Here is a 22,086-nt window from a genome sequence, read left to right on the forward strand (position 1 = left end):
TAAGTGTAACATACTATCATGAGCATTAAAATACACCAAACTATTAAGTATACCCGAATTTCATTAATAATATTACTATAAATGTGGATTTGTTAAAATAAAGTTTCGAATGTGGGTGAAATTACGTAATTAAAACATTGAAGAAATAAAAGTATTAAATAATCGGTAATTAGTATGGACTATTTAAGAAGTGTGTCGAAGGGGAGAAGGCCATGAATGAACTGATTGCTAGAAAGGGACTAAGCATTCGACTTATTGAAGAGAACAATGAAGGGTATTTATTGAAATGGCTAACAAATGATGTGGTGCTCGCTTTTTATGAGGGACGAGACCGTTCTTATACATTGGAAAAGGTTCGAGAAGGTTTCTATAATGATGACAATGAAACGAGATGCCTCATCTTTTACAATGAAAAGCCAATCGGGTACGTTCAATTTTATGTTATGTCTGATTTAAATGGGATGACTTTCCCTGCTCGAACGTATGGAATGGATCAATTTATCGGTGAACCAGAATACTGGAATAAAGGTCTAGGAACTCGTCTGGTTCAAATGGTTGTCAATTATCTTGTGAATAAACTTGGTAGTTACTTGATAGTGATGGATCCTCAGCATTGGAATAAGCGAGCGATTCATTGCTATGAAAAAGTTGGTTTTAAACAAAAGTGTGTGCTTCCACAGCATGAATGGCATGAAGGGCGGAAAAGGGATTGCATCCTTATGACGTTCGACGCTTCAGAAATCCATATACAGCCAATAGGAGAAAACCGCCTTGAATTAAAGAAACTTATGAGTGATCTGTGGGGAAGCTCAGAAATGGTACTCTCTTCAGGTGTGTATCGATGGGAGGATTTGGATGGGTTTGTAGCGCGTAATTCTGAAGAGGATATTATTGGGCTTGTTACACATTGTTTCCACTCAGATTGCTGTGAGATTGTGTCGCTTGATAGTTTTACTGAAAATACTGGGGTCGGGAGTCGTCTGTTAGTTGAAGTAGAAATGGCTGTGATGAGAAAGGGGTTAAGCAGGATCACACTATTGACAACGAACGATAATCTTCATGCTATTCGTTTTTACCAGCGCAAAGGGTATCGATTGAATGAGGTAATTTCAGGTGCAGTTGATGAAGCACGTAAGCGCAAACCTGAGATTCCTGTGATTGGCCATTACCAAATTCCAATTCATGATGAATTAAAGTTAATCAAATTATTGGAGCGAGAAGAAAGCATTGTAGAACTATAATAACCCACCGATTTGTTCCATCCTTATTAATGTCTTTATATTGTGAAATGTTAGAGACGCAGAGTACGGAATATGCTATCTATATACACAAATAAATAAGCCCCGGACACAAAGTCCGGGGCTTATTAAGCCATTTATGCTTTTGTTACGTTAGCTGCTTGTGGTCCACGGTTACCTTCTACGATTTCGAAGTTAACTTCTTGGCCTTCGTCAAGTGTTTTGAAACCTTCGCCGTTGATTGCAGAGAAGTGTACGAATACGTCGTCTCCACCTTCAACTTCGATGAAACCGAAACCTTTTTCAGCGTTGAACCATTTTACTTTACCGTTTTGCATAAAAAATTGCCTCCTAATGTACCTCTTCGTACATAATTTAAAATTCACCACTTCACAATGTAATACGTTTACATTAAAAAACTGCACCTTCTAAAAGAGGATTTAACTTTGTTACCCTCTTTCGAAGCTACAGCCAATTTAAATCCTAAATATATTAAAAGTAAAATGGTTTAAATATATAATAGCACCGGCCTTTTCAAAATGCAAACCATTCTGGGAATTTATTTAGTGATTAAATGCTTTATTTCCCTCTATGCCTCGTTTTCCTTTTTCCTTAATTGGAAGCATCGAGCCCATTAAAGCAATACACGCTGCACCAATTAATATGCTTTGCACGCCTTTTGCTGCAAACACAATAAGAAGGGTGAAAACAAGTAAATCAAATATTGAATCAAGAATGGAAAGCAGAGAAATCGTTGTTGCTCTGACGTGGGATGGGATCATGTCATTACTTAATTGTGAATAGATTGGATAGCGAATTGCTCCGACCCATCTTAGAAACAGCACAACAAATAGAATAATCCATAAGCGCTCGTGTAACAAAGCTGCCACCACAAGTCCTCCAGCGGATAGCAATCCAGATGCATACATCAAAATTGAGTAGGAAAACTTTTTTGCGCAGGGATCCAATGCTTCTTGAAGAAAAGAAGGCGAGAAGAGCCCCAGCAGTGTAAACAGAGCCAAGTAAGTAAACCGGCAATCCCGCTTCGGTTATTAACGGTTGATCGAATTTCTCAAAAACAGCTAACGTCGGAATGAACACTAACGTCAGGTTCAGAAACATGACCAGGAGTTGAGGGGCTTTTTTAATCACCCGTACCCCTTCGTAAATGCGCTTGATGGATGTTCCCGAGATGATGATATGAGACTATAGTTCTCGAATCCGAAACAGTAGTAATAATTCAAGGACATAACATCCTAAACTGAGCATAATGAGCAAATGAAATTGTTCCATCTGCAGGTCTCTCGCTATAAATGAACCGCTTAAAACGGCAATAATCATAGCGATGAAGCCAGCAGATTGAATTTTCCCCATCGCCTCGTCCATCTGATGTTGCATATTGTCTATTTTCAATGATACATATAATAATGCTTCATCTGCACCCGAAAAAAAGGTGACCGATAAGCCATTTAAAATACTGAATACCATAAATAATTCGATATTATCTGCAAAAAATAGTACACAAATACTTACTAATTTAATCACTGATCCACAAAGAAATGACTGTTTTGGACCAAAACGATCAGCGAATACTCCGGTTGGAATTTCTCCAACTAAGACTGCGCCGCTCCAGCCTAACATAATGAGCAAAATGTCCGCTTCACTTAACCCGTTTTCTAAATAGAAGAGTGTGAGAACTGGCTGTAAAAAGCAAATTGTTCCGAAAAAAGTGACCCAGAATAAAGTAGTTGTGTTTCTCTTTGATATGGACTCCATCTTCCTCCAACTTTCATTGTATGTTCCGACAATAAAAATCAGGAGGGTTTAAAGGTTAACGTATAAATTGATCCCCCCTGATTTGATGGATTGAAAGTAGAATGTTTAACATGTGTATTCCTCCTCTTCATTATCAAGAAAATTATAACAAATTAAGCCGTTGGCTACGATAGATAATCGAGATCCTTTTAAGATGATGCGATACGTTGATATAGAATGGGGATATGGTATGGAGGCACCTATACTTACACGACAATTTGAAGCGGGTATACCTGAAATTGAAGCAAGGGGATTTGGAAAGGTATAGGGAAAGTTATTCAGAGAACAGCTATCTCTATCAAAGGATTCTTCATACAGCGTGCCACAAAGTCTGGATATGATAATCCATATGATTGATTGGATTTGATCATTCAAGCTATTCAAGCGATGAAGCATCTCTTGAAAGATCACTTGAGCGAATTAGTGTTGCTCCATTTGTAAATCTTTTATAATGGACGTATACCAATTTTTACAAAGGAGTGTCCGAACATGGCAATTGAAAATCCGTCTCGTCAAGAAATAGGGAAAATTTTAAAAGAGAACAAGCGGATTGCGGTAGTCGGTTTATCGAATAATCCGAATCGCACCTCGTTTATGGTCTCGCAGGCTATGAAGGATGCTGGATATGAAATTATTCCAGTCAATCCAACCATTGATGAAGCGCTTGGGGTAAAAGCTGTAGGGTCACTAAAAGAAATTGAAGGGCACGTGGATATCGTGAATGTATTCAGGCGTAGTGAATACCTTCCAGACGTTATGAAAGACGCTGTCGAAATTGGAGCAGATGTGTTTTGGGCACAATTGGGTGTCGAGAATGAAGAAGCTTATGAATATGGGAAAAAACATCAAATTAAGATGGTCATGGATCGGTGCATTAAAGTTGAGCATGCGATGACCAAATAATGTAAAAGGGCGTTATCAAACGCCCATTTTTACTGATTTAACAAATAAACAAGAGTGATTTGAGCAGAAATGCGCAATTGGCCTGGCTGAATAACGGTTGCGCTATATTCTGCAAATGCTCTTGGAGAAGGCGTCAATGATTGCTCTTCTATGATTTGATGGGGCACATCTGGAAGTGAAATTTGAAAAGCCCCTGCACAATTGGAAGCTTTCAAATTCGCCTGTTCGATCGCCATTCGCTGAGCTTTCAGGTAATACGCTTGTGGGTCGCTTATTTGAAATTGGATATTCGAAATGGTTGTTGCTCCTGCCGTTACAGCTGTATCAAGGACTAAACCCGTTTCCTGAACTTGCTCGATTCGAATGTTAAGTAAATGAGTTACTTTATATCCAACAAAAATTTTCGTGCCGTCTTCAAATCGATACTCTTCTTCAATGCGATAATCTAATGTTTGGATGTTCCTGCTCTGAATACCGATTTCTATCAAAGAGGATACGATCTGTGATATGATTTCAGCATTTTTTTGTTGCGCCTCACTTATACTGTCAGAAGTTGTTTCTGCTCCAACTGTAGCAGTGGCTATATTTGGAGTCGCTTCCACACTACCTGATCCATAAACGGTTAACGTGTTATCACATATACAATCGCTTTTATTATCATTCCGATTCAATTAAAACCACTTCTTTCTAAAGTTTTACACATCATTGCAAATAATAATGACAAAGGAAGGCGCTTTCTCCTTCTTTCTCTCCTCGAAGTATTCTCCTATTATCATAAATAATGAGGACAAAAGAAGGCTCTCTTTGTTAAACTTTTACGTAAGCGTTTTGAAATAAGGAGGAATCATCTTGCCAGAACAAACTATGCTCAAAAAATATGCTGAACTTGCGCTCAAATGTGGCGTTAATCTCCAAGAAAATCAAATGCTCGTTGTTAACTCATCAATAGAAGGAGCGCCATTTGCGCGAATGGTTGTCAAAATAGCATACGAAATGGGAGCCAAAACCGTACATATTAATTGGAGTGACGATACCCTCGATCGTTTATGGTATGAGAATGCTGCCCAGGAGGTGCTTGAAAACGTACCTGAATGGCGTGTAAAAATGTTTGATCACTTCGCAGAAGAAGGAGCAGCGATTCTTTCCATCCGCTCGACAAATCCTGATTTATTGAAGGGTATCGAGTCTTCACGAATCTCTGCTTCTAATAAAGCTGCTGGTGACGCAATGAAGAACTTCCGTAAATATACGATGAATGACAAAATCACCTGGTCAATCGTGGCGATTCCAAATGGTGAATGGGCGAAGAAAATTTTCCCTGAAACAAGCGAAGCGAAAGCAATCGAACAGCTATGGGAGCAAATTTTCAAAATTACACGGGTTGATCAGGAAGATCCTGTGGAAGCATGGAATAAACATAATGCGACACTTTCAAAAGCAAAAGATGTCTTGAATGACCACAAATACAAGAAGCTCATTTATAAAGCACCCGGAACGGATCTTACAATTGAACTTCCTGAGGGGCACATCTGGAAAGGCGGATCGTCACCTTCTGAAAAAGGGATTGAATTTAATGCAAATATGCCGACGGAAGAAGTGTTCACCCTTCCTCATAAATATGGGGTAAATGGAACAGTGTCGAGTACAAAGCCTCTTAGTTATGGTGGGAACTTAATAAATAATTTCTCTCTTACATTTAAAGAAGGTAAAGTTGTTGATTTTTCCGCTGAAGAAGGACAGGAAACGTTAGAAAACCTTCTTAACATGGATGAAGGAGCTCGCCGACTTGGCGAAATTGCAATCGTTCCACATGAGTCTCCCATTTCCCAATCTGGATTAATTTTCTTTAATACCCTTTATGATGAAAATGCATCCTGTCACCTTGCTTTAGGAAAAGCCTACCCAAGTAGTGTTAAAGGCGGAGCTGCAATGGATGATGATGCCCTTGATGCAAACGGTGTAAACAATAGCATTACGCACGTGGACTTTATGATGGGTTCAGGCGAACTTGACATTGATGGTGTAAAAGAAGACGGTTCCACGGAAGCTATTTTCCGCAATGGAAACTGGGCTATTAATGTGAAATAAAAAAGATAACGCTCTGGCTCGTGAAGCCGGAGCGTTTTTTAGAATAACCTGTTAAACATTGCCAACAATGTGCTCTCATTCCTATAATGGAAGAAAACAATGTGTGGTGACTTACAATGACGAGCGTAGAAAAGTTGTCTGGAATTCGTTTAAAAAATTACCTGGAATTCAGGAAAAACCCACTTGTCTTTTTATCTGAAACGCGAAATATTGCAGACTTTGTTGAGCTTGGCGCTTCCTCATTCGTCGTTCATCATCCTGGTGCCATGAAGGAAATTCTCGTGTCGAAAGCATCCTCTTTCGAAAAAGGGTCTTCCGCTTCGATACTAAGCAAGACAATTGGGAGAGGAATCTTAACTTCCGAGGGAGAAACTCATAACAGACAGAGAAAAATGACCATGCCAGCATTTCATAAAGAGAAATTAGCAGGATATATGAAGGTGATTCAATCTGAGACGCTTAAGCTGATTGACTCGTGGAAAGGTGGCGAGACGTTATGCGTAAGTAATGAAATGATGAAACTAACACTTTGTATTATCTTGAAAACAATGTTTGGTAAGGATATAAGCGAGCCTGAGAGCGACGAGCTCGCACAAGCTGTATCCGACATTATTGAAAAATCAGCAGGAGACCTGTTTCTTCCATTTCCTGTGCCGGGCTTTATCCCGACTCCTAGAAATCATCGCTACCATGCTGGGAAAGAAAAGCTTCTTGCACTGACGGATGAATTAATTGCACATACTCCAAAAGGCGATCACTTGCTCCATCTTCTACAAACCACAACACTCTCAAATGGATCGCCGCTTTCTAAAGAAGAGATAAGAAGCCAAATTTTAACGATGTTGATTGCAGGGCATGAAACGACTGCCAACGTACTTTCCTGGATGTGGTATGAATTAGCCTCACAGCCCGAAGTGGAAGAAAGGTTAGTCGAAGAGTGGCATAACACAAAGGAGGGTGTCAAAAATCAAACAATGACGGGGCAATTCTTGAAAGAAACCTTGAGACTTTATCCCGCAGCGTGGGTGTTGTTACGAGAAGCGCCTGAACCAGTTTATCTTAAGGGCCATTATTTTAAAAAGGGAGCATCCTTCCTTCTTAGCCCCTATTTAATGCACCGAAATCCCGCATTTTTCAAAAACCCTGATGTGTTCGATGTGAATCGCTTTTCTACTGAAAATGCCAAAAAATTGACTTCTTTCGCTTACTTGCCTTTTGGGACCGGGCCTAGAAGCTGCATTGGAAGTCAGTTTGCTATGAACGAGGCGCAGCTCATATTTTCGCTAATAGGTAGAGCGGTTCATTTTGAAATGCTAGAGAACCATCATCCCATTCAAGCAGAACCACTCGTGTCATTACGTATTCAAAATGGACTGTACATGAGGATGCACAAACGATAAGTATAGGTGATGTATATGAATGAAGTAATCCACGTATCAGTTAGACCACTTGTAGAATACGCGTATCGAAGCGGAAGCATTGATGCGCGTTTTCGAACAGCCACAACGATGACAGAAGGAACCCGTCTCCACCAAATGATTCAGAAAACATACGGAGAAGGAGATCGGAAGGAAGTTCCTTTTGAGACGGTAATCAACTACGAAGAGCTCTCTTTTCAGATTGAAGGCAGGTGTGATGGTCTCTTGCAGGTGGAGAATGGGCTTATGATTGATGAAATCAAATCTACTTTTCTTCCGTTAGGTGACATCAGAGAGCACTCTCACCCTGTCTACTGGGCTCAAGCTAAATGCTACGCCTATATGGCCGCTCAAGATCATGAAGTTGATGAACTCATCGTTCAACTTACATATATCCAATCAGATTCAAATGAAGTTGTTCGTTTTCGACAGCGTGTGACGCTTACTGAGCTAACCGCTTTTATGAATGAAGTGGTTGGAAGGTACGTGCCTTTTGTCAGATGGAAACGAAAGCATATCGAGTTAAGTACGGAAACGAGCAAGGCTCTGGCATTTCCTTTCGATACGTACCGTGAAGGGCAGCGGAAGTTTGCAGGTTCTGTTTATAAAACGGTTCAGGATGGAGCGACGTTGTTTGCAACTGCTCCAACTGGAATAGGAAAAACAATCAGTACTTTATTTCCGGTGATGAAAGCGATGGGAGAAGGATTTGGACAGAAGCTTTTCTATTTAACTGCTAAAACTATAACCAGAGAAACGGCTCAGGAAGCGTTCAAGCTTATGGAGAACAAAGGACTGCACTCAACTTCCGTTACGATTACAGCAAAAGAAAAAATCTGTTTTAAAGAAAAAACCATCTGTCAAAAAGACTATTGCGAGTATGCAGATGGCTACTACGATCGCATTAATGACGGGATACTTGATATCTTATCGAACGAGACACTAATGAAGCGAGAAGTGATTGAACAATATGCTCACAAACACCGGCTCTGTCCATTTGAATTTTCGATTGATCTTTCGTATACAGCGGATGCAGTTATTTGTGATTATAACTACTTATTTGATCCCCGGGTATCCTTAAAACGATTGATTGAGGAACAAAAGAAACAGACAACGCTTCTTGTTGATGAGGCACACAATCTCGTTGATCGTGCGAGAGAAATGTTTTCTGCAGAGCTTCATAAATCCCCGTTTCTAAAACTGATAAGGTCTTACAAAGGACGAAATGATGCGATTGCACGCTCTGCAACTGCTCTCAATCAAACGTTTATCGAACTTCGAAAGAGTTGTGAAAACGGCATGGTAGTACTGGAAGAAGTGGATGAAGAACTCCTTGTTCAGATGGATACCTTTATTCAAGCCAGTGAAAAGGAATTACTTGCACAAGGAAACGATGAAGAACTGCTTGACTGCTACTTTGCTGCGCAGAACTTTATCCGGATCGCAAAGCTCTATGATCATCGCTTTACCACCTATGTTCTTGCCGGAAAATCAGAAGTAAGCATGAAGCTGTTCTGTCTCGATCCGTCTAATCAGCTTCAGAAAATGAGAAAAGGGTTTTTAGCGACCACTTTCTTTTCTGCCACGTTCGCGCCGTTGTCTTATTATCAGGATATGCTCGGATGGAAGGAAGAAGATTACGCTGTGAAGGTTCCGTCTCCCTTCAAAAGAGAACATGCACGGGTGTATATTGCACCTATTTCCATCCGTTATCGGGATCGGGAGCATACAATGCAGTCGCTTGTTACTCTCCTTAGTCGGGTTGTGATGGAAAATCAGGGGAACTACCTGTTTTTCTTTCCTTCTTACGGATATATGGAGCACGTGTACAACGAATTTTCCTCTCAGGTCGAAATTGAAACGATTATACAAACGAGTGGGATGACAGAACAGGAGCGGGAGAGATTTCTGGGAAATTTCCAATCAGACCGAAAGCAGAGCTTGATCGGATTTGCGGTCGTAGGAGGGGTTTTTTCTGAAGGTATTGATCTAAAAGGTGATCGCTTAACAGGTGTTGCTGTCGTAGGTGTCGGGCTACCTAATTTTGACACTGAACGCAAGTTAATGAAAGATTACTTTGATCAAAAAGGGCGAAATGGCTTTGAGTATACGTATGTTTATCCAGGGATAAACCGTGTTCAACAGGCTGGTGGTAGACTTATTCGTACCGAAACAGATAAAGGAATACTTCTACTTGTTGATAGCCGTTTCCTAGAAAGACGTTACCAGTCACTTCTTCCGTATGAATGGAAACATTTTGAAGTCTTGCGTTAATCATAGAATCTTACTACTTAGTTTTGGAAAGGCTGTGATCGGATGAACAAAGCTGATTGTAATAAACTTGATCAGTATATCAGAAACGTACAGGAGGACCTTCATCGTATTCCAGAGCCTGCTTTTAAAGAAGAACAAACAGCCTCCTACATAGCGAGAGAGCTTAAAAGAATGGGCTATTTCGTGAAGACCGGTATAGCGGGCACTGGTGTTACTGCAACAATGCCAGGGAAGAAGAATTATCCATGTGTCGCCGTCCGTGCCGATATGGACTGTATTACTCATGAAGATGGGGGGAAGATTACTTATCGTCATTCCTGTGGTCATGACGCACATTCAAGCATCGCACTTGGAATTGCAAAACATTTTAGCGAAAATCGCGAAGCCATTACTGGATCGATCGTCTTTATTTTTCAACCTGCTGAAGAAATCATGCAGGGCGCTAAAGCCATGACGGATGAAGGGGTTTTAAAAGATGTTGATGTACTGATTGGCTATCATTTGCGAACGGAAGAAGAGTGCCCGATGGGAAGTATGGCGCCCGCTCTCATGCATAGTGCAACTACAATTGTCTCAGGGGAAATTAAAGGGAAAACAGCACATGGAGGGAGACCACATCATGGTGTGAATGTGATTGATGTGATGGCTACTCTTTTGAGCGCGGTTAACACAATCCGTTCGAATCCGCAGTCTGGTACAAGCATCACGTTTACGAGGATAAGCGCGGGAGGCGGGTCATTAAACGTTATCCCGGGTAGTGCTACCTTTGCTCTTGATATTCGTAGTCGTGATAATGAGGAACTTAATCGAGTAATATCAAATCTGGATTCCATTTTTCAAAATTGTGCTGCAATGCATGATGCTAAGATAACATACAGTATTGAAGGGGCGGTACCTGCGCCCAGGTATTCAGGACGACTGATTGAAGAGGCCCGAGAGTCAATTGAAGCGGTACTTGGAAAAGGAAAAGCGATTCCTCCTATTGTGACACCGGGAGGAGAAGATTTTCATTACTATACAGCGTTATCTGATGTCGAAGCAGTATATTTAGGAATAGGTGCAAACGTGTCACCAGGTTTACATGATCCCGCTATGACATTTGAAAAGAAATCACTAGTTGACGCGGTCCAGGTTGTAAGTCATTTGATGGGACAATTGATGAAGCAGAAGTAAAACCCGCTAGCGCTCGCGGGTTTTACGCTTATGTATAGCCACATGGTTTGATGGTAGCTCATCTCCCTTGAACATATACTCAAAACGTGTGGTATTGAGGAAGATTTCCTCGAGGAGCAATAGTTCCTCCTCGATTTTTCCTAATGTCACTTGATCAACTCGTCTTTTCGTTCTTCGACTACTTTAACAACATCATCCTTCTTCATCACAACACTCCCATTTAGAATACAAAAAAACACCGCTCCTAAAAACGAAGTGATGCTGCTCGTGCATAAAAGCCCACCACATACACTTCTTTCCTACGCCAGTATGACCCGGATCAGGTCATGAGTGTCGAGACCCACCTCTTTCTCAGCTATTTTTAGCACCACTAGAAGTTTCCAATATAATTACGTTTGCCATACCTAAATAATAGAGAAGTTTACAATGTTGAATCATTACAATGTGATGATATACACCAAATTGTGGTTTAGTAATTATTTTTAAAAGGAAAGGATGAGTTACACTAAAATAGAAAAAACATAAGGAGCACTTCATTCATGAACTTAATTTTAACCATTGTGCTATTTATCGCAGCAGCTTTCGCCACATACTTTATAGCAACGAGGCTCGCGATGTATGGTGACGCTATAAGTGAAAAGACAAAAACAACCTCTGCTTTTATGGGGATTATTATTGGAGCGGCTATTTCTTTACCCGAATTAACATCAAGCGTGACGGCTATCGCGATCAATAGTCCCGATCTAGCTATTGGTAATCTGCTTGGTAGTAATTTATTTAACTTACTTGCACTCGCCGTTCTCGATATGGTTTATCGAAATGAACAAATCATGGGCCAAACGGATATTGGAAGTAAACTATATATTTACCTTGTCATCGTAATGACGTTAATCGTTGTTGCCGGCTTGTCCTTAACCTTACCAGCCAGTATTTTTCATATTGGGTATAGTTCGATTATTCTCGTTCTCCTATATTTTGTAGGAATTAAGTGGATTAATAGGAAAACAGAAGAGAAAGTGAAACGAAAAAGTCGTAGAAATGAGAAATACGGAAAGTTCTCCTATCGAAAAGTAGTCACGATGTTCGTCCTTTCAGCGGTTGGAATTATGATCGTTGGAACCGTTCTAACCTTAACAGCAGATCGAATTGCCGAAAGTACGGGGCTTGGAGCCTCATTCGTAGGATCTTTTCTAGTTGGTGCAAGTACTTCGTTGCCAGATGCAGTAAGTGTAGCGACAGCATTGAAGCTACGAAACTATAGTATGGGTGTGACATCTTTATTAGGGAGTAATGCGTTTAACCTTATGCTCCTATCGTTTACCGATGCGATTTACCTTAAAACGAATATCTTCAGACATGCGAGTATGTCGAATATTGTTACAACCGTCGCATCCATTCTTGTCGTTCTAGTTATTTTATATAGCATTACGCGTAAGAAACAGAGGACGACTCTTTTTTATATGCTACCTTCCGTGGCCATTGTCGTCATTTACTTTATTGCGACGTTCATGGTCTATCAAATGAAATAAGATTGCAGAGGATTTCTTCCTCTGCAATTTTTTTGTGTAAACTCATAATACTGACAAAAAGAGAATGGAAACGCTCACTTGTATAAATGGGAAATCATTACAAGTTTTAACCGGGAAATACGGTGGAATCCTCCGTGATAGATTACATCTTGGAGGTTACTATCATGTCAAAAGGAAAAAGTATTCATGCTTTAATTATTTTGCTATTTACCCAGTTCGTTTCCGGTGGAGTGACGAACACGAAAGGGATTGTTCTAGATCAAGTTGAAAAGGATATTGGGTTAGATATGAGCCAGTTTGGTCTCGTTGTTCTCATTTTCCAGCTTGGCTTCACGCTAGCAAGTTTGATCTTTGGTTACTTCACTGATAAAAAGGGTCTGCGTATCATGGTGATCGTGGCTACAGTTCTAATGGGGCTCGGTTTTCTAGGTACAGGTTTCGCACCAAACATTCTGTTCTTCCTTGGTTTTTATATGCTCGTTGGATTTGGGCTCGGTGCGCTCGGTGTAGCGTCGAATGCAATCGTTCCGGCTGCCTATCCAAATAAACAAAATCAAATGTTTAATTTAGCAATGGGAATCTATGGACTGGGAATGATTCTCTTTCCACAAATACTAAATTTCTTATTTCAATTCGCATCATGGCGCTATTTCTATATCGGCATTGCAGCATTGAATTTTCTTGTTATTTTCTACGTCACATCCGTTAAGTTCCCTAGTGGAAAAGTAGAAAAAATTAATTTAAAAGCATTCATTCCAATGTTGAAAGATGCACAAATGATCTTTTTAATGTTCTTCCTCATTTTTGAAGTGTCTGCGGAAGTATCATTTACAAACTTTTTTCCATCATACTTAAAGTCACTAGAGTTAGGCGGGATGTCTAAAGAAGAAAAATCAGACATGGTCGCAACGATTCTTTCTCTATTCTCGGTCTTCTTTATGATTGGTCGTCTCGGGGTCGCGTACTTTGCCAATAAGATTAATGAGCGATTGATTATGATTACATTCTCACTCGGATCTGTGATTATCGTGACAATAAGCTTCTTTTTTGCGAATCAAATGCCTTACCTATTTGCAGGAGCAGGGCTATTTTTCTCTACACTATTTCCATCAGCAACTGCGTTCGGTACAACAATTTCAAAAAATCCAGGTACTGCGCTCGGTCTCATCTATGTAGCATCTGGAATCGGTGGTGGTATTGCTGGTTATATCATCGGAATCGTTTCAGAAGCTTTTGGAGATAAGGGCGGCTTTAGTCTCGTTATCGTATTCTTAGCACTTATGTTCATTGTTTCTCTGTTCTTAAATTCAAGCAAATCAAAGCAGACACTGAAAGCAAATGAATAAATTAATTAGGTATGCAAAAAGCCGCCGGTACAAGGACCAGCGGCTTTTGTATGCCAAAGTTTACGCCACTTTTCGTTGATTGAGGTTCGACGTCTTCGAAACCGCACGATAGATACGTGGGGAGATTAGCGCGGCTACAATGGTTAAGATGATATCTTTTGGTAGCGGGGCAAGCATCCACAACCAGGCCATGCCATACGTGAAGCCTTCAGGAGCGTCTGCCCATAGCTTATATGCATAATACATATAGTTCGTGCCGATGACATAGTTTAAGATGAAACCGACAAAGCCTGCGATCATAAACGTTCGCATGGAAGGAATAGCTTTTGATTCTACAATTTTACCTACTACATAAGCAACTAAAATGTATGAAAGAATAAATCCGAAGGTAGGTTTAAATATAACACCGGGACCGCCAGTAAATTGGGCAAAAACTGGTGCGCCTGCTAATCCTACTAAAGTGTAGACAATCATTGAAATCGATCCTAATCTACTTCCGAGTAAAAGACCTGCAAGAATGGCAAAGAACGTTTGTAACGTAATTGGAACGCCTCCAACAACAAGAAATTGAGCAATGTTCGCTCCTACAGCCATTAAAGCTGCAAACATTCCCGCATAAACAAGGTCAATTGTTTTCATTTTTCCCATGACTAAACCTCGCTTTCGTTATCACTAGTAAAATCGTAAAAGAAAAACTCTTTTGTGTCAACTTAATTTTTATTAAAGTTAACGTTAAGAAAGGTTGGAGTAGAAATAATTAGTGAGATATGCATATATAGCACTATTTTTCTTCAACTTAACTATAAATATAACCGTTAAGTTTTCGGTGGTTAACATATAACAGTAGAGAGTACCAGTTATTATGGTGGCATAAGACGTATAGGCGGTCACTCATTTCTATCAAAAACGAAGAGTCTTGCAAAGGCTCACTGACTTGCTTCGATAAGAAAAGAGTCTACCTGCAGAAAAATGTATGGTAAACTTAAATCGAAAGACGTTGAAAGGAGCCTCTGTATGAACATGTTAAGAGGAACCCTTCTGTCCGTTCTATTGCTTTGTTTGGTCTTTGCCGTTGGTACAGCATTTGCAAATCAACAAAATGATGGACTGGCATCTGTAACTGGAGAGGTTCAAAAGAAAATGATTCGCTATGAAAAACCACAGCTAACAATAAGCGATGAAGATGAAAGCAATCATGACAATCCAACAAATGAAAATGCAGAAGAGAATGCGGTAGTGGATAAACCTTATTATTATCTCGTTGTAAACAAAACTCCCTTTTTAACCGATATATCAAAATGGGAGTCGATTGAAGAAGGCGATGCGGTTACGATTGGCTACGAAGCTGGTAACGTGCACATCGTGAAAACAATTGATGGAAAATAGACAATAAGGTAAAATACGGTTCGATGTTTGTTATTCTCCTGCCACTGAGCAGGATTTTTTTATACGATGAATACATGACACATTTACGATGAATCACAGATTAGAAAAACACAATGCTTGTTAAGGACCTGACTGGAGATGAGCGCCTGACTATTAAAAACAGCCGGATCTGGCAATGCTTTTATAAATGAGCGGGACTAAAAAATATAGAAACACCCGTTCTCATATGGTAGGCTAGTCTATACAGCGAGTTGAAAGGGGAAAAACATGGTAACGAAACAGAAGCAAGAATATAGTGATGATTCGATCCAGGTGCTTGAAGGCCTGGAAGCAGTCAGAAAACGCCCGGGTATGTATATCGGAAGCACTGACTCACGAGGATTGCATCATCTGGTTTATGAAATTGTAGATAATTCTGTTGACGAAGCTCTTGCAGGTCATGGAGATGAAATCAACGTTACTTTATATGAAGATAATAGCGTTAGCATCGAAGACAATGGACGTGGCATGCCAGTTGGGATGCATAAACTCGGTAAACCGACGCCTGAAATAATTTTAACTATTCTCCATGCTGGAGGTAAGTTCGGACAGGGTGGCTATAAGACGAGTGGTGGTCTACACGGTGTAGGTGCGTCAGTGGTCAATGCCCTGTCCGAATGGTTAGAAGTGACGATCCATCGAGACGGATTTATTTTTAAACAGCGTTTCGAAAATGGTGGAAAGCCTGCTACCACGCTCGAGAACATAGGCAAAACACGAAAAACTGGGACAACCATTCATTTCAAACCTGACCCAATTATGTTCAGCACGCTAAATTATAATTATGACACGCTTAGCGAACGCCTTCGCGAGGCGGCTTTTCTCCTAAAGGGTCTCAAAATTGAGCTTGACGATAAGCGACACGATCGGAAAGAAGTATTTTATTATGAAACCGGTATCGAAGCGTTTATTGATTACCTGAATGAAGACAAAGAAACGCTTCATCCAGTTGTGACCTTTAACGGAGTAAGCAATGGCATTGAACTTGATTTTTCATTCCAATACAATGATGGATTTTCAGAAAATGTGCTGTCATTTGTAAATAACGTTCGGACGAGAGACGGCGGAACACATGAATCTGGTATGAAGACGGCGATTACTCGTGTGATTAATGACTATGCTAAGAAAATCAATCTTCTAAAAGAGAAAGATAAGAATTTAGAAGGAAACGATATTCGTGAGGGCTTTACTGCAATCGTCTCCGTTCGTATTCCAGAAGAGTTGCTGCAGTTTGAGGGTCAAACAAAAAGCAAGCTTGGAACAAGTGAAGCACGCTCTGCGATCGATGCGATTGTATCGGGACAATTCTCTTACTTCTTAGAAGAGAACCCGTCCATTAGCGAAATGCTGATTAAAAAGTCAATCAAAGCTGCCCAGGCACGTGAAGCTGCAAGAAAAGCGCGCGAAGATGCCCGTTCTGGTAAGAAAGGAAAGCGGAAAGAAACGATTCTGAGCGGAAAATTAACGCCTGCAACGTCTCGAAACCCAAAGAAAAACGAATTGTACCTTGTTGAAGGTGACTCAGCGGGTGGGTCTGCCAAACAGGGACGCGATCGTCGTACACAAGCCATTCTCCCGCTTCGGGGTAAGGTTATTAATACGGAGAAAGCAAAACTCCAGGATATCTTCAAAAATGAAGAAATTAACACGATTATTCATGCGATTGGAGCTGGTGTCGGGCCGGACTTTGACGTGGAGGATGCAAACTACGACAAAATCATTATTATGACGGATGCTGATACGGATGGCGCTCATATCCAGGTTCTCCTGCTAACGTTTTTCTACCGCTATATGAAACAGCTCGTCGAACAAGGGAAGATCTTTCTTGCTCTCCCGCCTCTTTATAAAATAAGCAAAGGGAAAGGTAAGAAAGAAGTCGTTGAATATGCCTGGGATGATGAGGGCATGAAAGAAGCGATGAAGAAAGTCGGGAAAGGCTATACGATTCAACGCTATAAGGGTCTTGGTGAAATGAACGCTGATCAATTATGGGAAACAACGATGAATCCTGAAAGTCGTACATTGATTCGAGTAAAAATTGAAGACGTTGCACGTGCTGAGCGACGCGTTTCCGTACTTATGGGAGATAAAGTTGAACCACGGAGACAATGGATTGAATCCAATGTGGCCTTTGGGTTAAATGAAGATACAAACATCATCGAGAATGAGAACATTTCCATCATTGAAGAGGAGGCGTAACATTGGCTAACGCAGAAAAATTTCTAGATTTACCGCTAGAAGACGTTCTTGGGGACGCTTTTGGCCGCTATAGTAAATACATTATTCAGGACCGGGCCCTGCCAGATGCGAGGGACGGTCTAAAGCCTGTGCAGCGAAGAATTCTTTATGCCATGCACCATGAAGGCAACATTGCCGATAAACCATTTCGTAAATCAGCGAAAACGGTCGGTAATGTGATTGGTAACTATCACCCACATGGTGATACATCTGTGTATGACGCGATGGTCCGTATGACTCAGGATTGGAAAGTTCGAAACATTCTTGTTGAGATGCACGGGAACAACGGAAGTGTCGATGGAGATCCTCCGGCTGCGATGCGTTATACGGAAGCACGTCTTTCAGCGATCTCATCGGAACTTCTTCGTGATATCGATAAAGATACCGTTGAGTTTGCTCCGAACTTTGATGATACTCAAAACGAGCCAATCGTCCTTCCCGCTCGTTTTCCCAATTTACTAGTCAATGGTTCGACCGGGATCTCGGCAGGTTACGCAACGGATATACCGCCTCATAATCTTGGTGAAGTGATTGATGCAGCCGTCAGGCAGATGGAGAACCCGGATGTAACCTTACAGGAGTTAATGGGTGTGATTAAAGGCCCTGATTTTCCAACTGGGGGCATTGCTCAGGGAACAGAAGGGATCAGAAAAGCCTTTGAAACAGGAAAAGGCAAGTTTATTCTTCGTGGAAAAGCGGAAATAGAAGAAGTGCGCGGCGGTCGTCAGCAAATTGTTGTCACGGAAATTCCGTATGAAATCAATAAAGCAAATCTCGTTAAGAAAATTGATGAGCTTCGCGTTGATCGTAAAATAGAAGGCATTTCAGAAGTGCGTGATGAAACGGATCGTACAGGACTCAGATTTGTGATTGAGCTTAAGAAGGATGCGGATGCCAACGGTATTCTAAAATACTTGTATAAAGCAACGGACCTTCAAATCACTTATAACTACAACATGGTTGCCATTTATAATAAAACACCAAAACAAATGGGTCTAAAGCAGATTTTGAAAGCGTATATCGAGCACCAGAAGGAAGTTGTCATTCGACGCTCTGAGTACGACTTAAGACGTGCGAAAGACCGTCAGCACGTTGTAGAAGGGCTCATTCGTGCGATTTCGATACTCGATGAAGTCATTGCAACGATTCGCTCATCAAAGGATAAGCGAGACGCGAAAAACAACTTGATCAGTCAATACGACTTTACTGATGCGCAGGCAGAAGCAATTGTGAACTTGCAGCTTTATCGCTTAACAAATACAGATATTACTACCCTTCAAAAAGAATCGGAAGAGCTCAGCCAACTGATTAAAAAGCTTGAAACCATTCTTGGGAGTGAGAAACGGCTTGTTAACCTGATTAAAAAAGAGCTTCTTGAAATACGGAAGAAATATGTAGATGAGCGTATGACACAAATCGAAGATGAAATTGAAGACATTAAAGTGAATCTTGAAGTGATGGTTCCTTCTGAAGACGTAATTGTTACGGTAACGGAAGACGGGTATGTGAAGCGGACGAGCCCGCGTTCCTATGCGGCTTCTAACGGCAAAGACTTTGGGATTAAGGAGACCGATACACTCCTTCGTCAGTTTGATAGCAATACGACGAATACGATCCTCCTATTCACGAATAAAGGAAGCTATCTTTATTTACCTGTTCATGAACTTCCTGAAATAAGATGGAAAGATCTCGGTCAGCATGTTGCCAATATCGTATCAATTGAATCAGATGAGCGGATTCTTGAAGCGATGGAAATCAAGGAGTTTAAAGAAGATCGATTCCTTGTGTTTGTGACAAAGCAGGGAATGATTAAGAAAACGGAGCTTTCCCACTATAAAGCACAGCGTTATTCTAAACCACTCATGGCCCTCAAGCTTAAAAAAGAAGATGAATTAATTGATGTTTACGTAACCAATGGTTCGAAAGAAGTTTTCCTTGCGACGCATTTTGGCTATGGCCTTCGGTTTAAAGAGGAAGAGATTAGCCTTGTTGGACAACGGGCGAGCGGGGTTAAAGGCATTAATTTAAAAGAAAATGATTTTGTCGTAAGTGGCATTATCTATGAACCAACTGTGAAATACGATATGTTCTTGCTTACCCATCGAGGAGCCGTTAAGAAAATGTCGCTAAATGAATTTGAGGTCTCAACTCGAGCAAAGCGTGGCGTCGTGATGCTAAGAGAATTAAAATCAAATCCACATCGCGTTGTCGGTGTGGAAGCTGTTACAAAGCATGACCTTGTAATCGTGAGAACAAAAAAAGGTGAACCAGTTGAAGTGGATCCAGCAACATACAGACCGAGCGATCGCTACAGCAACGGTTCCTTTATCATTGATGTTAGTGAAACCGGCGATGCTGTAGAAACGAGAAAGAAGCCAAAACTTGAATAATCGAGGAGAAGATCTGTCTAAGGACAGGTCTTTTTTATTAAGTAATTGCTTGATTTCTATGATATAATCAACATATGCGAACGTATGATTGCCTCCCCGGAAAACGGCACTTTCCTACACCAAAAAGAACAGTCAACAATGATTAAGGAGGGATAATATGGAGGGGAAAACGCATGCAATAGGTGGTGTATGTCTTGGTGCAGCCGCTCAAAGCTATTACATAACGGATTATCTGAATGCCCCGGATATTCTTGTTTTCTATGGAGCATGCCTTTTTGGGGCGTTGCTTCCGGATATTTGTCATCCTGGTTCCTGGACAGGGAGACGTGCAAAAGTGCTCTCTAAAGGAATTAGCCGTTATTTTGGCCATCGCACGATTACACACAGCATCCTGTTTATTGTACTTATGTACTGGTTAACATCAACCTTTACTTTCAGTTACGATCATCTGATTCAGACGGGACTACTCATTGGCATCGTTAGTCATCTTATTTTAGATGCTATGACGGTAAGAGGCATCCAGCTCTTTTATCCGATTCCGCTTCGTGTGCGGTTGCCGCTTTACCTCAAAACAGCCTCAAAAGGTGAAGAGATTATGATGAACAGCCTCATCATTGTGACAATTGTGCTGGTATACAAACAAATGTTCGTATAATGAGTGCAAAGTCACTATTGAAGAAGTAGAAAAAGGGAGCATAGCGCTATCGGCGTCTGCTCCCTTACTCGTTAAGAATAAATGCCTTTATCGGGATTTGGAAGGGTTTCATCATACGCCACTCAAGGATTAAATAAATGAGGGTAGAAACGAGTAGAAAATATAGAAACATGACATAGTAGATAATATCTGGTGCAATGCCATCAATAACAATATACTTAACGCGAGATAAGGCGACATTTCTGACAGATTGAGCAAGTTTTGATAAAGTAAGAATGGAATCTGAATGGATGGAGGCAAATCATGAATCTATTTGATGAACGAATCGACCGATATGAAACTCACTCTGTAAAGTGGGATCACACAGATGCCATTTTTGAAAAGGAAAACCTGTTGCCGATGTGGGTAGCGGATATGGACTTTAAAGCGCCACAAGCAGTCATAGATGCATTAACGAAGCGAATACAGCATGGTATATTCGGATATTCCATGCCAACAGAAGACACAAAGTCATCCATTCATAGCTGGCTTAATCGCCGCCATAACTGGACGATCGAGAACGATTGGGTTGTGTTTACTCCAGGGGTCGTACCTGCGCTTTCAGCTGCAGTAAATACGTATACGAAGCCAGGAGAGAAAGTGATGATCCAATCACCTGTTTATTACCCATTTCGCGATATGGTGGAAAAAAGTGATCGGCTCGTGGTCGATAATCCACTGAAAATGCAGGATGGAAAATACGTGATGGATGTTGAAGATTTGGAAACAAAGCTTAAGGATCCAGAAGTAACGATGCTTCTTCTCTGTAATCCGCACAATCCGGTGGGGCGAGTTTGGACGAATGATGAACTTTTAACGCTTGCTGAACTTTGTTTAACACACGATGTACTTATTGTGTCTGATGATATTCATTTTGACCTGATCTTTAAAGGGCACAAACATACTCTGATCTCAACGCTTTCAGAAGAGATCGCTAACAATACAATTACGTGTATTGCACCAAGCAAAACGTTTAACCTTGCCGGGATGCAGTTATCGACGATTATTATTCCAAATGAACAGAAGCGGGAGCAGTTCAATACTTATATGGGGAAACTCGGATTGTTTGCTCCGAGTCCGTTTGGCATTATTGCTGTAGAAGCCGCATATACGCATGGTGAGGAATGGCTTGAGCAGCTTAAAAGTTACTTAGAAGGAAACCTTGCGTATCTAACGTCATTTATAAATGAAAGACTTCCAGAAATCGATGTGATTGAACCTGAAGGAACGTATCTTGTCTGGCTTGATTTTAGAAATTTAAAGATGAATCATGAAGAACTTGAGCGCTTTATTCAAGAAGATGCGAAACTAGCCCTTGATGAGGGGTACATTTTTGGAGAAACAGGCAGAGGATTTGAGCGTATAAACATCGCGTGTCCTCGTTCCCTTTTACAAGAAGGCTTAGAGCGACTGGAGCAAGCGTTAACTAGTAGAAGATAACAAGAAGAGGCCCTTAAATCGGGGCCTCTTAGTTTAAATAAAATGAAATTTCTCTACGTAAAGGTAGCTCAAGTACAGGGGAGTAGGAGCGGGAAAGGTTTTAAGAGAAGCCGTA

At 40.9% G+C, this 22,086-nt stretch carries 18 protein-coding genes and 1 riboswitch; of the genes, 13 read left to right on the forward strand and 5 right to left on the reverse strand.

Annotation, left to right across the window (positions count from 1 at the left end; genetic code table 11):
• Positions 1–212: 212 nt before the first annotated feature.
• Positions 213–1,241, forward strand: coding sequence for a GNAT family N-acetyltransferase (locus ABFG93_RS00135; RefSeq protein WP_347549979.1), 1,029 nt, complete (start codon positions 213–215; stop codon positions 1,239–1,241).
• Between the two features lie 134 nt (positions 1,242–1,375).
• Here the strand turns inward: ABFG93_RS00135 and cspD are convergent, their stop codons facing one another.
• The 3 genes from cspD to ABFG93_RS00150 all read right to left on the reverse strand — a co-directional run bounded on the left by cspD (position 1,376) and on the right by ABFG93_RS00150 (position 3,014).
• Entirely contained in the window at positions 1,376–1,576 is a 201-nt protein-coding gene (gene cspD / locus ABFG93_RS00140) for a cold-shock protein CspD (RefSeq protein WP_048309367.1), read from the reverse strand.
• Positions 1,577–1,801: 225 nt separating this feature from the next.
• Positions 1,802–2,128, reverse strand: a complete 327-nt coding sequence (locus ABFG93_RS00145; RefSeq protein ID WP_347549980.1) for a hypothetical protein — start codon at positions 2,126–2,128, stop codon at positions 1,802–1,804.
• Between the two features lie 316 nt (positions 2,129–2,444).
• Positions 2,445–3,014 (reverse strand): MFS transporter, encoded by a 570-nt coding sequence (locus ABFG93_RS00150; protein ID WP_347549981.1) that lies wholly within the window; start codon positions 3,012–3,014, stop codon positions 2,445–2,447.
• Between the two features lie 528 nt (positions 3,015–3,542).
• Here ABFG93_RS00150 and ABFG93_RS00155 point away from each other — a divergent pair.
• On the forward strand, positions 3,543–3,956 hold the full coding sequence (locus ABFG93_RS00155) for a CoA-binding protein (protein WP_347549982.1): 414 nt from the start codon (positions 3,543–3,545) through the stop codon (positions 3,954–3,956).
• Positions 3,957–3,985: 29 nt separating this feature from the next.
• Here ABFG93_RS00155 and ABFG93_RS00160 read toward each other — a convergent pair whose 3' ends face one another.
• Positions 3,986–4,627: an SIMPL domain-containing protein gene (locus ABFG93_RS00160; RefSeq protein WP_347549983.1), complete on the reverse strand. Its 642-nt coding sequence runs from the start codon at positions 4,625–4,627 to the stop codon at positions 3,986–3,988.
• A 178-nt stretch (positions 4,628–4,805) separates the two neighbouring features.
• On the opposite strand from ABFG93_RS00160, the gene ABFG93_RS00165 reads away from it, so the two are divergent.
• The 6 genes from ABFG93_RS00165 to ABFG93_RS00190 all read left to right on the forward strand — a co-directional run bounded on the left by ABFG93_RS00165 (position 4,806) and on the right by ABFG93_RS00190 (position 13,784).
• On the forward strand, positions 4,806–6,044 hold the full coding sequence (locus tag ABFG93_RS00165; RefSeq protein WP_431522027.1) for an aminopeptidase: 1,239 nt from the start codon (positions 4,806–4,808) through the stop codon (positions 6,042–6,044).
• Between the two features lie 116 nt (positions 6,045–6,160).
• Positions 6,161–7,444, forward strand: a complete 1,284-nt coding sequence (locus ABFG93_RS00170) for a cytochrome P450 (RefSeq protein ID WP_347549984.1) — start codon at positions 6,161–6,163, stop codon at positions 7,442–7,444.
• 15 nt (positions 7,445–7,459) lie between these two features.
• Complete coding sequence (locus tag ABFG93_RS00175; RefSeq protein ID WP_347549985.1) at positions 7,460–9,736, forward strand: ATP-dependent DNA helicase; 2,277 nt, start codon at positions 7,460–7,462, stop codon at positions 9,734–9,736.
• Positions 9,737–9,778: 42 nt separating this feature from the next.
• Entirely contained in the window at positions 9,779–10,909 is a 1,131-nt protein-coding gene (locus tag ABFG93_RS00180; protein ID WP_347549986.1) for an amidohydrolase, read from the forward strand.
• Between the two features lie 279 nt (positions 10,910–11,188).
• A riboswitch (TPP riboswitch) is annotated at positions 11,189–11,291 on the reverse strand.
• 157 nt (positions 11,292–11,448) lie between these two features.
• Positions 11,449–12,438 carry a sodium:calcium antiporter gene (locus ABFG93_RS00185; protein ID WP_347549987.1) on the forward strand — a complete coding sequence of 330 codons (990 nt, stop codon included), beginning with the start codon at positions 11,449–11,451 and terminating at the stop codon, positions 12,436–12,438.
• 164 nt (positions 12,439–12,602) lie between these two features.
• Complete coding sequence (locus tag ABFG93_RS00190; protein ID WP_347549988.1) at positions 12,603–13,784, forward strand: MFS transporter; 1,182 nt, start codon at positions 12,603–12,605, stop codon at positions 13,782–13,784.
• Between the two features lie 60 nt (positions 13,785–13,844).
• Here ABFG93_RS00190 and ABFG93_RS00195 read toward each other — a convergent pair whose 3' ends face one another.
• Positions 13,845–14,432 carry a biotin transporter BioY gene (locus tag ABFG93_RS00195; RefSeq protein ID WP_347549989.1) on the reverse strand — a complete coding sequence of 196 codons (588 nt, stop codon included), beginning with the start codon at positions 14,430–14,432 and terminating at the stop codon, positions 13,845–13,847.
• Between the two features lie 366 nt (positions 14,433–14,798).
• On the opposite strand from ABFG93_RS00195, the gene ABFG93_RS00200 reads away from it, so the two are divergent.
• From ABFG93_RS00200 to ABFG93_RS00220, 5 genes are all read left to right on the forward strand, one after another.
• Positions 14,799–15,170: a hypothetical protein gene (locus ABFG93_RS00200; RefSeq protein WP_347549990.1), complete on the forward strand. Its 372-nt coding sequence runs from the start codon at positions 14,799–14,801 to the stop codon at positions 15,168–15,170.
• A gap of 267 nt (positions 15,171–15,437) precedes the next feature.
• Positions 15,438–17,408, forward strand: a complete 1,971-nt coding sequence (gene parE, locus ABFG93_RS00205; RefSeq protein ID WP_347549991.1) for a DNA topoisomerase IV subunit B — start codon at positions 15,438–15,440, stop codon at positions 17,406–17,408.
• A 2-nt stretch (positions 17,409–17,410) separates the two neighbouring features.
• Entirely contained in the window at positions 17,411–19,837 is a 2,427-nt protein-coding gene (gene parC / locus ABFG93_RS00210) for a DNA topoisomerase IV subunit A (protein WP_347549992.1), read from the forward strand.
• Between the two features lie 157 nt (positions 19,838–19,994).
• Positions 19,995–20,492: a metal-dependent hydrolase gene (locus ABFG93_RS00215; RefSeq protein WP_347549993.1), complete on the forward strand. Its 498-nt coding sequence runs from the start codon at positions 19,995–19,997 to the stop codon at positions 20,490–20,492.
• Positions 20,493–20,795: 303 nt separating this feature from the next.
• Positions 20,796–21,971, forward strand: a complete 1,176-nt coding sequence (locus ABFG93_RS00220; RefSeq protein WP_347549994.1) for a MalY/PatB family protein — start codon at positions 20,796–20,798, stop codon at positions 21,969–21,971.
• Positions 21,972–22,086: the final 115 nt, after the last annotated feature.

Origin of the sequence: Pseudalkalibacillus hwajinpoensis (assembly GCF_039851965.1) — a bacterium.
In the GTDB taxonomy this organism is placed as follows: Bacteria; Bacillota; Bacilli; order Bacillales; family Guptibacillaceae; genus Guptibacillus; species Guptibacillus hwajinpoensis_E.

Coding starts and splice junctions, on each gene's coding strand:
- ABFG93_RS00200 (WP_347549990.1), top strand. CDS start 14,799: ATGAACATGTTAAGAGGAACCCTTCTGTCCGTTCTATTGCTTTGTTTG.
- ABFG93_RS00215 (WP_347549993.1), top strand. CDS start 19,995: ATGGAGGGGAAAACGCATGCAATAGGTGGTGTATGTCTTGGTGCAGCC.
- parE (WP_347549991.1), top strand. CDS start 15,438: ATGGTAACGAAACAGAAGCAAGAATATAGTGATGATTCGATCCAGGTG.
- ABFG93_RS00175 (WP_347549985.1), top strand. CDS start 7,460: ATGAATGAAGTAATCCACGTATCAGTTAGACCACTTGTAGAATACGCG.
- ABFG93_RS00150 (WP_347549981.1), bottom strand. CDS start 3,014: ATGGAGTCCATATCAAAGAGAAACACAACTACTTTATTCTGGGTCACT.
- ABFG93_RS00135 (WP_347549979.1), top strand. CDS start 213: ATGAATGAACTGATTGCTAGAAAGGGACTAAGCATTCGACTTATTGAA.
- ABFG93_RS00220 (WP_347549994.1), top strand. CDS start 20,796: ATGAATCTATTTGATGAACGAATCGACCGATATGAAACTCACTCTGTA.
- cspD (WP_048309367.1), bottom strand. CDS start 1,576: ATGCAAAACGGTAAAGTAAAATGGTTCAACGCTGAAAAAGGTTTCGGT.
- ABFG93_RS00155 (WP_347549982.1), top strand. CDS start 3,543: ATGGCAATTGAAAATCCGTCTCGTCAAGAAATAGGGAAAATTTTAAAA.
- ABFG93_RS00190 (WP_347549988.1), top strand. CDS start 12,603: ATGTCAAAAGGAAAAAGTATTCATGCTTTAATTATTTTGCTATTTACC.
- ABFG93_RS00180 (WP_347549986.1), top strand. CDS start 9,779: ATGAACAAAGCTGATTGTAATAAACTTGATCAGTATATCAGAAACGTA.
- ABFG93_RS00195 (WP_347549989.1), bottom strand. CDS start 14,432: ATGGGAAAAATGAAAACAATTGACCTTGTTTATGCGGGAATGTTTGCA.
- ABFG93_RS00170 (WP_347549984.1), top strand. CDS start 6,161: ATGACGAGCGTAGAAAAGTTGTCTGGAATTCGTTTAAAAAATTACCTG.
- ABFG93_RS00185 (WP_347549987.1), top strand. CDS start 11,449: ATGAACTTAATTTTAACCATTGTGCTATTTATCGCAGCAGCTTTCGCC.